The sequence below is a fragment of the Streptomyces speibonae genome (assembly GCF_984686075.1).
In genome coordinates, this window is the sequence record NZ_OZ480260.1 from 4,710,595 (window position 1) to 4,722,531 (window position 11,937).

The 11,937-nt window shown below is 68.1% G+C and carries 10 protein-coding genes; 1 reads left to right on the top strand and 9 read right to left on the bottom strand.

Annotated features, from left to right (window positions below; genetic code table 11):
* Positions 1 to 131: 131 nt before the first annotated feature.
* The 4 genes from AC5L3C_RS21430 to AC5L3C_RS21445 all read right to left on the bottom strand — a co-directional run bounded on the left by AC5L3C_RS21430 (position 132) and on the right by AC5L3C_RS21445 (position 1,589).
* On the bottom strand, positions 132 to 383 hold the full coding sequence (locus AC5L3C_RS21430) for a hypothetical protein (protein WP_019753211.1): 252 nt from the start codon (positions 381 to 383) through the stop codon (positions 132 to 134).
* A complete protein-coding gene (locus AC5L3C_RS21435) occupies positions 380 to 730 on the bottom strand; it encodes a hypothetical protein (RefSeq protein ID WP_374985869.1) in 351 nt (116 codons plus the stop codon). The genes AC5L3C_RS21430 and AC5L3C_RS21435 overlap by 4 nt, the downstream gene beginning before the upstream one ends.
* 284 nt (positions 731 to 1,014) lie before the next feature.
* Positions 1,015 to 1,278 (bottom strand): hypothetical protein, encoded by a 264-nt coding sequence (locus AC5L3C_RS21440; RefSeq protein ID WP_493650367.1) that lies wholly within the window; start codon positions 1,276 to 1,278, stop codon positions 1,015 to 1,017.
* Positions 1,275 to 1,589: a hypothetical protein gene (locus tag AC5L3C_RS21445; protein WP_493650369.1), complete on the bottom strand. Its 315-nt coding sequence runs from the start codon at positions 1,587 to 1,589 to the stop codon at positions 1,275 to 1,277. The genes AC5L3C_RS21440 and AC5L3C_RS21445 overlap by 4 nt, the downstream gene beginning before the upstream one ends.
* Before the next feature lie 155 nt (positions 1,590 to 1,744).
* On the opposite strand from AC5L3C_RS21445, the gene AC5L3C_RS21450 reads away from it, so the two are divergent.
* Entirely contained in the window at positions 1,745 to 2,026 is a 282-nt protein-coding gene (locus AC5L3C_RS21450) for a GntR family transcriptional regulator (RefSeq protein ID WP_469055664.1), read from the top strand.
* A gap of 29 nt (positions 2,027 to 2,055) precedes the next feature.
* On the opposite strand, the gene AC5L3C_RS21455 is transcribed toward AC5L3C_RS21450, so the two are convergent.
* The 5 genes from AC5L3C_RS21455 to AC5L3C_RS21475 all read right to left on the bottom strand — a co-directional run bounded on the left by AC5L3C_RS21455 (position 2,056) and on the right by AC5L3C_RS21475 (position 11,595).
* On the bottom strand, positions 2,056 to 2,724 hold the full coding sequence (locus AC5L3C_RS21455; protein ID WP_469055663.1) for a hypothetical protein: 669 nt from the start codon (positions 2,722 to 2,724) through the stop codon (positions 2,056 to 2,058).
* Positions 2,725 to 2,834: 110 nt separating this feature from the next.
* A complete protein-coding gene (locus tag AC5L3C_RS21460; RefSeq protein WP_493650370.1) occupies positions 2,835 to 6,032 on the bottom strand; it encodes a type I restriction endonuclease subunit R in 3,198 nt (1,065 codons plus the stop codon).
* A 2-nt stretch (positions 6,033 to 6,034) separates the two neighbouring features.
* Positions 6,035 to 7,327, bottom strand: coding sequence for a restriction endonuclease subunit S (locus AC5L3C_RS21465; RefSeq protein ID WP_493650371.1), 1,293 nt, complete (start codon positions 7,325 to 7,327; stop codon positions 6,035 to 6,037).
* Positions 7,324 to 9,333: a type I restriction-modification system subunit M gene (locus tag AC5L3C_RS21470; RefSeq protein WP_493650372.1), complete on the bottom strand. Its 2,010-nt coding sequence runs from the start codon at positions 9,331 to 9,333 to the stop codon at positions 7,324 to 7,326. The genes AC5L3C_RS21465 and AC5L3C_RS21470 overlap by 4 nt, the downstream gene beginning before the upstream one ends.
* Before the next feature lie 90 nt (positions 9,334 to 9,423).
* Positions 9,424 to 11,595 (bottom strand): N-6 DNA methylase, encoded by a 2,172-nt coding sequence (locus AC5L3C_RS21475; protein ID WP_493653962.1) that lies wholly within the window; start codon positions 11,593 to 11,595, stop codon positions 9,424 to 9,426.
* Between the last annotated feature and the right edge of the window lie 342 nt (positions 11,596 to 11,937).

Consider the following 11,937-nt stretch of genomic DNA (forward strand, 5'->3'; position numbering starts at 1 on the left):
ACCGTCTGAGCCGTACTTCACCACCGCCGTTGGGCCCAGTCGCGCGGGCGGCTGGGCCCTCACGTCTTGCAGGGTCAGCCGAGACAGCAAAACGCCCCCCGCTCCGAAGAGCCGGGGGCCACCTGCTGAGGTCAGATCCAGGTGACCTGGAGGACGTAGCCGCACTCAAACCGGGGGACGATGAGGAAGACGAACATGCCTCCGGGGACATCCACGGTTTCGCTCTTCGGCCCTATGCCTTCGTACCTCGTGCCGTCGAGGTAGAGAGCTTCAGCGGCGCGGATCAGCTCGTCGGCTTTCTTCTCGACCTCGGCAATGAAGGCCGGCGGAGCTCCGCCGGCCACGTACTCCTCGCTAGGGTCGTACTCCCATCTCCAGGTCACTCGGACACCGCCTTGTACGCGGCGCGGATGATGTCGCCGGAGATCCTTACGTAGCGGCGGCTTTCTTCGAGAGTCTCGGCGGCGTTGGCCATGTACTCGGCGCGGCGCAGCTCACGCGCCGCCTCGGGAAACCGCTCGATTTCGATGTTGGCGGCCCACGCGATCATGAAGAGCTGGAGGGGCTTGATGCTGCTCTGCTCGATGGCGGCGGCGACGGCCCTGCGCTGATCGGCGTCCATTTCCGGCAGTCGCTCCGGCGCTATGGCGGCAAGGGCGGCCCGGAGGGCCTCGGGGGTCCGCGCGGGGCGCGGGATCAGCTCCGTGTCGTGGTCGGGCTGTGTGCTCACGATGTCCTCCAAGGGATGCCCCGGCCAGCATATCCAGCCGGGGCACACGCATCAGATGTCGTCGTCCAGCCCCTCCTCGCGGCGGATCATCCGCCAGGCCGCCGTAGGAGACGAACTGCGCGAGGAAGCCGTACTCCCTGACGTAGTCGTTGAGGTCGGCGCGGAAGCCCTCCGCCGTCTCCTGGTCGTCCTCGTCCTCGCTGTCGAGCAGCGCGGTGGAGCGGGCGACGGCGGGGGAGAGCAGAAGGCACCACCGGCCCTGCGGCCGACTTGCCGCTACGCCATCACTCCCTGTCCGCCGCCATGATGCCGACGCATTCTTCGAGCGCGGCGTGCAACGGCGTTACGAAGGCGGCGAGCTCGGCGTCCGACGCCTTCCCCACCTCCAGCACTGCGCCGACGACCGTCACCAGGACAGCGGCGGCCTTCAGCGTGTGCACGTCGGCCAACTCCTCAAGACGGCCGCCCGGGTGCGTGACCGCCAGGGCCTCCTTGCCGGTGTCCGGGTCGAGGCCGAGACTGCGCAGACGCGGCGTACTCATGCTCATGCGGCGACCTCCCACGGAACCGGAACGTAGTCCTGCCCCAGCGTCGCCAGCACCGCCGCCCTGCGCCGCTCGCGCTGAAGACGCCGCCGGTCACGTTCGTCCCGCTTGCGTTCCCACTCGACGACGTACGGCCGGACCAGGGGCATGCCGTCGACGGTGATGACGTCCGCCGGATGCGGACACGTGATCACGGGCGGGGGTTCCGGAGCGGGCGGACAGGAGGAGGGGAGCAGTGGCGGCGGCGCTGCGGCGCGATGGGCACCCCGGGCGGGCAGGAACAGGGCCAGAATCGCGGCCAGTAGGCTGCGCATAGGTCGACTCCTTGTCAGTCGGCTCAGCCCCGGCATGGAAGCTCTCACCCTTCCAGCCGGGGCGTTTCTTTGGGCCATGGTATCGCCTTGTATCGATTCGTCGCGAGACGTATCTCAAAGAGCGTGGATCAGTCGGCTTGCCTAGCGTCAAGTCCATGAACCCTGATGCTGAGATCGACCATGGCGCGCCGCTGACCCCGTACCGGCAACTGGCCGAGATCCTGCGTGGGCAGATTCAGCGCGGTGACTGGCAGCCCGGGCGGATGCTGCCGAGTGAGGCTCAGCTTGTGCAGCGTTACGGGATCGCGCGTACGACCGTGCGGCGGGGGCTCGGCCTGCTGGCCGACGAAGGCTGGGTGTACGCCGTGCCCCAGCGGGGTTGGTTCGTCGCCGACCCCCTGCCGCCCTCGCCCGAAACTCCCGCCCCCTCGGCATAGCCAAGCCCGGTCGGGCCGATGCGGCGCCGCTACTTCACATCTTTGGCCAGGACGGCGACGGCAACCCTGCCCACCACCCTCGTCAGCACGTAGTTGGTCGAGCTGCTGAACGCGACACCCACGCCGGCCGGAATCGCCTTGGCCATCGCCTTCTGGGTGAAGGTGATGGACACCCGCTTGAACAACTGCTTGATCGTGACCAGGGCGGGCCCTGTGAGGTACTGGTAGACCAGCTTCTGGGCGATCTTCTGTACGGCCGCCTTGCCGCCCTTCGACGCCATCTGTTCCACCGAGCCCGCCAAGGCGATGGTGAAGGCGAGGTGCTTCTTGTCCTCGGTGCTCAGCTCGGTCTCGAACACCTCGACCAGGCACATGCACATGTCCACCTGGAGCTTGAGCGCCACGGCGACGTCGGTGGCACCACCGCCCAGGATCGCGACCGCGGTCCCGACCCCCGGAATCACGCTAGGGGCGGCGGTGACGGCTCCAGCGGCTGCCGACGCCTTGGAGTACCGGCCTATGATCTTGGCCGCGATCCGCCGCTTGTCCTCCAGGCTCTCGGGCCTCCGCTCGTTCTTGTCCTCGAAGGACACGCGGTAACCGTCCACGACCTTGGCGGCCGCCGCCGGTGTCATGACGATGGTCTCTACGGCCTTCTGGAGCCGAGATCCCTCGGGCTCGTCCACCGCGTCGCTCATTTACCCCTCCCATTTGTCGCACCTCGTGGCGAGGGCAACCCGTACTTCCGGCAGTGCTGGTGACGTTCTCGAAGGCCGCCCCGGCCGCCCCCTTGGCTGGGGCGTACACGTCAGACGTCGTCGTCCAGCCCCGCCTCCCGGCGGATCATCCGCCAGGCGGCCTTGCGGGCGCTGCGGTCCAGGCTGGACTTGAAGCCCTTGTCGGGGCCGAAGTACTGGCGGCCCAGTCCCGCGATGGTGTCGATGTGGTCGGCCATCTTGTCCGCGAAGACGTTGTCGAAGACGAGGCCGAAGTTTGCTTCGTCGTTGACGACGGCCGCCGCTTTCACCTTCGGGTCGGCCGTGGCCTCCTCGAACGGGCGGATGAAGTCCTGCTCCGTGAAATCGGTGCCGAAGCGTTCGTTGAACTTCTCGATCAACTCGGAGAGCAGCGACTTCTCCGCCTCCTTCGCGCCGCCCGAGCCGTCGCCGAAGCCCGGCATCGTCGCCGGCCCCTCGGGGGTGAGGGAGACGTCGTACTCGCCGGTCTTCTCCACCCGCATGTGGCTGAGGTCGACCTCGCCTATGTCCACGCCGCCGTCCGCGCGGCGCGGCAGCCGGTTGAGGAGGTAGCGGCCGTAGAGGTGCAGCCGTTCCAGCTCGGCGTCCCGGTAGGGGACGATCTGCGCGAGGAAGCCGTACTTCCTGACGTAGTCGTTGAGGTCGGCGCGGAAGCCCTCCGCCGTCTCCTGGTCGTCCTCGTCCTCGCTGTCCTGCAGAGCGGTGAAGCGGGCGACGGCTGGGGAGAGCAGCCGGTACAGCTCGGCGTGCAGCTTCTCCCACTTGGACTGTGAGCCCGCCGCCTTCTCCTTGGCGGCGAAGTACGCGGCGGCGAACTCGTCCATCTCCTGCCCGGACAGGATCGCCGCCTGCATGACCCGGCTCTGCGCGGTGTAGAGCAGGTTGGGGTCGGAGGGGAGGGTGTTCGCCTCCTCGAAGTACGGGCGGAAGAACTCCTTTATGTCCTCGGCGTCATTGACGAAGTCGAGGACCGCCAGGTCGGCCTGGGTCTTGCGCTCGGCGGTCCGGTTCAGCCGGGACAGGGTCTGGACGGCGGAGATGCCGGTCAGTGACTTGTTGACGAACATCGTCGTGAGGAGCGGCTGGTCGAAGCCGGTCTGGTACTTCTCCGCCACGACAAGGATCTTGTACTCGCGCCGGCCCGGACCGCCGGCTCGAGCGGCCTTGTCGTCGGCACGCGTGTACGCGAACGCCTTCGGCAGCGCGCTCTCCGACAGCCCGCCGTTCTCCTTCGGCTCGGTGGTCTCCTCGCCGTCGATGGTGAGCGAGCCGGAGAAGGCGACCAGGACACCCAGGTCGGGGTACTTGGTGTCGTAGTCCCGGTCCTTGATGTAGCTCTTGATGGCGCGCGCCATCTGCACGGCGGACTGCCGGGAGGCGGTCACCACCATCGACTTGGCCCGCCCGCCGAGACGGCCCCGGCTGTGCGCCACGAAGTGCTCCACGATCACCTGGGCGTGCTGGGCGACCGTCGAGTCATGGGTCAGCGCGTACCGGGCGAGCAGGCTGTTCGCCTTCGACGGGTCGACCTCCCGCTCGTCGGGGTTCTGGTTCACCAGCTTCCAGTACGTGCTGTACGTGACGTAGTTGCGCAGCGGATCGAGGATGAAGCCCTCCTCGATCGCCTGCCGCATGGAGTACGTGTGGAAGGGCCGGTAGGTCGCCTTGCCGTCGATGTCCTGGAGCGTGCCGAAGAGTTCCAGGGTCTTGGCCTTCGGCGTGGCGGTGAACGCGAAGTAGGAGAGGTTCGCGGCGCGGGACCGCTGCTCGGCCCGCTTCTTGAGCTGCTCGTCCAGCGTGTTGCCCTCGGCCTTGACCGTGGTAGCGCCCGCGTCGTCCGAGTCGGAGTCCAGGCCGAGGTCGCGCAGGGCGGACCGTACGGCGGTGGCGGCGTCGCCGGACTGCGAGGAGTGCGCCTCGTCCACGATGATCGCGAAGCGGCTGCCCTGGATCTCGGTGGGCTTGCGCTGGAGGTAGTCGAGCAGTGCCGGGAACGAGTGCAGGGTGACCGTGACGATCTTCCCGGTGTCGCGGGAGAGGGCCTTGGCGAGCTGCTCGCCCTTCGCCCCGTGCTTCTCGTCGATCTTCACGACGAGGCCGGCGGTCTGCTCGAAACTGCCCACCGTTTCCCGGAGTTGGGCGTCCAGGTTGCGGCGGTCGGTGATGACGATGACCTTGTGGAAGACCGGCACGCCTGGCTTGAGCCCCTTGGCGACGGCCTCGGGGTCGAGTTCGCGGGGGTCGGTGGGGGTGTGCAGGTCACTGAGGCGGTGGGCGAGCCAGCCGATGGTGTTCGACTTGCCCGAGCCGGCCGAGGCCATGACCAGGTAGTCGTGCCCCGCGCCGTGGGTGGCGGCGTGCGCGGTGAGCTTCTTGACCACGTCCCACTGGTGGAACCTGGGGAAGATCATCGTCTTGGTGGTGCCGCCGCCGGGCGACTTGCTCTTGTGCAGGTGCACGAACCGCTGGAGCAGGTCCAGCCAGTTGTCCGGCTGCCAGACCTGCTCCCAGAGGTAGGAGGTCGCATACGTGCCGAAGGCGGTGGGGGTCGGGTTGCCCGCGCCGCCCGGCTGTCCGGGGCCGTTGGAGCCGGTGTTGAAGGGGAGGAAGCGGGTGTTCTTGCCCTTGAGCTGGGTGGCGACGAAGACCAGGTCCGGGTCGACGGCGAAGTTCGCGACCACGCGCCGCGTGAAGATCAGCTCGGTGGGGTCCCGGTCGGCCCGGTACTGCTCCTTGGCCTCTTCCACCCCCTGCCTGGTCAGCGGGTTCTTCAACTCGGCCGTGGCGACGGGGATTCCGTTGAGGAAGAGGGCGAGGTCGAGCCGGTTGCCCCAGTCTGCCTGCTTCGTGGCGTACTCCAGCTCACGGACGACGGTCAGCCGGTTGGCGCGGTAGCCGTCCAGCACGGAGCCGTGGGCGACGAGGTTGGGCTTGAAGTACGCGACGCGGAGCAGGACGCCCCGGTCCTTGACGCCGTTGCGGAGCACATCGAGCAGCCCGTTGGTGGCGATGGCCTGGTCCAGGCGAGCCGCGAACCCACGCTGCGCCTCGTTCGGGTCACCGCCGTAGAGGGTGAGCAGCTCGTTCCACTCGTCGGGCTGGGTCTTGCCGATGAAGGTGAAGAGTTCGTTGGTGTCCAGACCGAGATCGGCCCGATAGTCCTGCGGGCGAGCTTCACGCCAGCCGCGCTCGACCATGGCGGCGACGATGGCGTCACCGAAGGCGGACTCCGTGTGGATAGGGCTCATGGCTACGCGGTGACTCCGTCCGTTACGTTGCGCCCGCTGGCGGTGGAGACGTCGAACTGGCCGGTTACGGCGGCGGTGATGAGGGTCTGGCGGCGTTCGGTCAGGAGTGCAAGCTGGCTGTCCAACAGTCGGCGGACCTTCAAATCTCGACTCGTCGACCGGTCGAGCTGTGTCACCAGTTCACCCTGCACATCTGGTCCAGGAAACGGGAACCTCTGAGGCCGCAACTGCTCACGGGTGAGATGCGTCATCGTGCTGGTATTTCCCTGGACCTGAAATACCCTGAGGCGTTCAGCCGCAACGAGACAGTAATAGAGCCACCGCGGCAGTTCTGCACCACGAGCACGGATGCGATGCAGCGCCTTCTGGTAGTAAATCTCGGGGACTTCCCCGCGCCAGATCGCCGCTCTTCCTGGCCAGCTTCCACCTTCGTTGACGAGCAGGTCGCCCGGCTTTAGACGGTACCGCGCCTGTTCCTCCGGCGGAAAGTCCATCATGGCGAGGTGGCTGACGTCGATCCGGTCCCACTGGACGTTCGCCACGCGGAGGTAGGGGCGCAGGTGTTCCCCGTGGGCGCGTTCCTGATTGAGCATTTTGCCAAGCTCGACATCGAAATAGTGAGAGACGCTGCCAACTCTCCAAGTGGCAGGAATGGAGCCCAGCCATTTGAGACCGCTGTCTTTCCGGCCTCCCTCAACATAAGCTCCGCGAACTGCATCGTAGATCCGCCTGAAGGATGCGTCGTCGAGCAACTCCAACTGGCGCTTGCGTAGTTCACAGAGACGGTCGATTCGGGCGGTCTCGGCGTCGAGGAAGTCGGCGATGCGGCGCTGCTCTACCGAATCAGGCACCCTGAACTCGATGTTTGCATACCGTTCCGCATTGAAGTTCTGGATCGTTGAGGCAACCGATTCGGAGCGAATTGTATGCTGGAATGGCTCGCTCCGGGCGACGTAGGCGAGGAAGCGAGGTTCCACGCTCGACAGAGGGCGGAACCTCACCAGATATCCAGCAAATGTTGCGCCAGCATCGGCGGCACGAACGAGGTAGGACTGCCCGGGAGGAGTGCCGCTTCGGGAAAGAAGAAGGTCACCTGCTTCGAGACTGAACCGTGCCTCCGGCAGCCCGGATACGAAAACACCCTCTTCGGGAGGGGTTAGCGTGCCACTGCTGATATCCGTTGTCCGCAGTAGACGCACCCCCGTCTCAACATAGTTTTCTGCCGAGATGTTCAGTCCGTACTGGCCGGCATCTACGCATAGGTTCTTCAGGCGAACTTTACTCCAGAAAGTCACCTTGTCACCTCACCCAGCAGCGCCTGAATCTCCGCCTCCAGCGCCTTCAACTCCGCGTCGATCTCTTCCAACGGCCTCGGCGGCTTGTACACGTAGAAGTGTCGCGTGAACGGGATCTCGTACCCGATCTTCGTCTTCGTGTGGTCGATCCACGCGTCCGGCACATGCGGGAGCACCTCCCGCTTGAGGTACTCCTCGACGTCCTCACCGAGCGGAACGTTCTCGTAGTCCCGCAGGTCCGCATCCGGCTCCGGCGCACCCTTGACCCTCTGCACCTCGCCCTCCGGATCCCGTACCCCGATCGCCTCCCGTACCGCCTTCGCGAACGGCGCCCCCGACGGCCACGTCAGACCGGCCGCGACCACCGCGTCCTTGAGGGCGATGAACGCCTCGGACTTGGTCGCCCACGACGAGCCGAGCAGCGTGCGTACCGCCGCCACGAACTCCTCGCTCCGCTCCAGCTTGGCCACCGGCTTGGCCTCCGCCAGTGCCGCCAGCGTCTCCTCCGTCACCTCGAACCGGAGCTTCAACGGCCGCTCCACGGTGATGCGCTGGTAGCCGAAGTTCTCGTTGGAGAAGACCTTCACCTTGCCGTGCAGCGGGTGCTCCGGATCGTCCGCGACCTGGAGCGCCTCCGCGTACAGCCGGGTGATGTCACCGATGTGGTCCGGGCGGCCGTTCGTCCCGTCGCCCAATTCCTTGCGCTTGTCGCCCAGGGACTTGCGCATCTTCACCCACTGGTCGCGCGCGTCCAGCAGGACGACCTTGCCCTTGTGGTCGGCGTCCTTACGGTTCGTCAGGATCCAGAAGTACGTGGAGATACCCGTGTTGTAGAAGAGCTGGTCCGGGAGGGCGACGATCGCCTCCAGCCAGTCGTTCTCCAGGATCCAGCGGCGGATGTTCGACTCGCCCGACTCGGCCGCGCCCGTGAACAGCGGGGAGCCGTTGAAGACGATGGCGATGCGGGAGCCGCCCCCGCCGTTCACGTCCACCGGCTTCATCTTCGAGATCATGTGCTGGAGGAAGAGCAGCGAGCCGTCGTTGATGCGCGGCAGACCCGCGCCGAAGCGGCCGGCGTCGCCGAGCGACTTGTGCTCGTACTCGACGTCTTCCTTGACCTTCTTCCACTCCACGCCGAACGGGGGGTTGGCGAGGATGTAGTCGAACCTGCGGCGGGCGTGGCCGTCGTCGGAGAAGGAGTTGCCGAAGCGGATGTTCTCCGGGTCCTGGCCCTTGATCATGAGGTCGGAGCGGCAGATCGCCCAGGACTCGGGATTGAGCTCCTGCCCGTACACCTCGACCGTCGCGTCCGGGTTGAGGGCTTTGATGCGGTCGTCGGCGGCGCTGAGCATGCCGCCCGTGCCGCAGGCCGGGTCCATGACCGTGCGGACGACACCCGGCACGGTGAGGGCGTCAGCGTCGGGCGCCACCAGCAGGTTCACCATCAGCTTGATGACCTCGCGCGGGGTGAAGTGCTCACCCGCGGTCTCGTTCGACTGCTCGGCGAAGCGGCGGATCAGCTCCTCGAAGATGTAGCCCATGTTGTGGTTGGGCACGACGTCGGGGTGCAGGTCGAGGTCGGTGAACCTGCCGATGACCTGGTAGAGCAGGTTCGCGCCGTCGAGCTTCCTGACCTGCTGGTTGAAGTCGTACTTGTCGAGGACCTCGCGGGCGTTGTCGGAGAAGGCGCCGACGTAGATCTGCAGGTTCTTCGCCGCGTTCTGCGGGTCGGCCGCGATCTTCCGCAGGGTGAGGCCGCTCTTGTTGTAGAAGGAGTGGCCCGAGGCCCTGCGCAGGAAGTGGCCGGTGTCGATGTCCTGGCCGGCGAACCTGGCGACGGTCTCGACGACCTTCTCGCGCGTCGGCTCAAGGACGCACTCCAGGCGGCGCAGCACGGTGAACGGCAGGATGACCTTGCCGTAGTCGGACTGCTTGTAGTCGCCGCGCAGAAGATCGGCGACGGACCAGGCGTGGTTCGCCAACTCCGTGTGTTTGTTGCTGTTCAAGAGGTCCCGGCTTCCTTTCGAAGAGCGCCGTCGAGAGAGGGGACGGCAGGGATCCAGTGTGGTCGTGCGCGAGGGGACGCGTGGGGCGTTTCAGACAGAACGGCTGTCCGCGGCGCCCGACGTATCCGGGGTGTCCCGTGGTAGGAGTACGCCGGCGGTGAGGCCAGTCGTCAGGGTGGCCGCGGTGTCGGCGGCGAGGTCGGCGGTCCGGCGGACCGCTGCGCGCAGTTCGTACACGCGGCGGAAGGCCTCCCCGTATCGCCGCTGTTCCTCCAGCGGCAGCAGCGGGACGCGCAGACGGCCCGGTGTGACCTGTACGTGGGTGCTGCCGGTGGACGCGGAGGCGATGTTGTCCTCAGCACCCAGGAACCCGGCCAGGAACCACGGGTCGAGGCGGGCCGGATCGGGGCGCAACAGGTGGACGTGCGGACCGAGCAGGGCTCCGGCGTCCTGGTCGTCCGCGACCCGGGTCATCGTGGCCGAGCCGCCGCCGATGGCACGTACGAGGACGTCTCCGGCGACGACGGAGTGTGCGTTGTCGGTGTCGATGTCAGCGCCCCCGCTGGAAGGGGGGTCTCCCGCAGCGATGTCGCCGCTGGTGAGGACCAGTCTGTCCACAGGTGCGGCGGATCCGCCCTTGGAGCCTCGCGTGCCCGACGGGGCCGCCCGCAAGACGGTCAGGGCCCCGCCGCGCGCCAGGTCGGAGACGGTCGCCGTACGCCACTCGCGGGCCGAGTCCCCGGGCGTCGGCCGCCACTCGCCGGACTCGGCGGCGGCTGCCAGGGCCGCGACCGCCTCGGTCAGTCGGCTGCGCAGGTCGTGGGCGCGGCGCGCCAGGGCGGCAGGGTCGATGTCGGCGGCTACCCGGATCTGACGGGCCGGGGTGATGTCGACGACGTCGTCGAGGAGGTCGACGAGCGGCACCGCGCGGGCGACGCCGGGCTCGTCGGTGTAGGCGTCGGGGTCGGCGGTGAACGCGGCCCACTGGCCAAGGACCCGGTCGGTCAGCTCCGCCCAGTCGAAGGGGGCACCGGGCCGGCGGGAGCGTGAGCCGCCACGGGTGCCGGCACCTGCCGTGGCCGTGGCGGACGGTGTGCCCGCGGCGGCGGCCCGCTGTTCGCCCTCCCCGTCGACGAAGAGCACCGTCGTACGGTCCGGGCCGCCTGGCTCGGGGCGTTGGAACACCCAGATCTGCAGGGCGATGTGAAGCGGATACGCGGCACGGGCCGGAAGCGAGACGACGGCGCGCAGGGCCCCGCTGCGGATGAGTTCCGAGCGAATGCGGCGACCGGAGGCGCGGAAGGCGAGCGCGGGCGGCAGCAGCATGACCGCGTGGCCGCCGGGCTCCAGGTGTGCGAGGGCGTGCTGCACCCAGGCGAGTTCGGATTCGAAGCGCGGCGGAACCCCGTACGCCCACCGTGGGTCGTAGGCCAGCCCGTCGTGACCCCAGTCGCGGTCGCCGAACGGCGGGTTGCACAGGACCGCGTCCACGGTGAGGTCGGGGAAGGCGTCGGCGCGCAGGCTGTCGCCCACGCGGATCGAGGACTCGGCCTCGGGTGCGGCGATCAGCAGCCGTACCGCGGTGCGTTGGCCCTGGACGGGGAGCGAATCCTGCCCGAACAGTTCCCGCGCGCCCTGCCGCGCGGCCGCGGCGAGGAGCGTTCCGCTGCCGCAGGCGGGGTCGAGGACTCGGGTCGCACCCTCGGGCAGGAGTCGTGCCATGAGGCGGGCCAGACCCTCGGGGGTCTGGTAGACGCCGCTGGCGGCGCTCTCGTCCAACTCGCGCTCGGCGAGGACGTCGAGGGCGGCCTGGGCCCCCGCCTCACGGACGCAGCCCAGCAGGGCGCGGACCGCGCCCGCGTCGTCCGGGCCGTAGCGGACCGGCTCGGCTTGCGGCACGGAGGCCGGTAGCTCCTGCGCGGTCTTGTCCGCCCGGGCGATCAGCTGGTCGTCGGGCAGGGCGGCCAGGTCGGCCAGTTCCTCCGGCGTGCGGCGGGACGCGGCGGCCACCAGCGGGAAGAGCCGCGCGGCCACCCCCGAGCCGGGCCCCAGCAGCCGTAGCGCCGTCCGGAGTTCCTCGGTCGGCGAGACGGCGGAGGTATGGCCGCGCCCGCGCAGCCAGGCCTGGACGGCCGACAGGTCGTAGAGCGGGCTGGATTCCGTGCCCGCGCTGGGTGCCGGGAAGTCGTCGTGGCGGCGGCGCCAGTTGCTGACGGTGGCGCGTGTGACCCCCGCGATCCGGGAGATCTCGGCGGCTGTCACGTGCGCGGAGGGCGCCGGTCGGGGCGGTGGCTGCTGGGGCATGGCGTGGAGTTCCGCACCTCTCGGGCCTGTCGGACAGGGACAGTTAACACGCTACAACGCTCGTCAAGTTCATCAAGTTGTTTGACAGTGCTTTCAACGACATGCTTACCTGGATGCGCTTCCGGTTGGAAGCGTGCGCCAAGCCACCCAACCGCACCTGAAACGCGCCGACGCCTTACGCGCCACGCGCCCGATCTCTCCTGGCCCCTTGCCGCCGCAACGCCATGCCTCGGGGTCATGTCCGCTCCGCGTCCATTCCGTACCGCAGTGCCACCCACCGCACACCTGGGAGGAACCCGC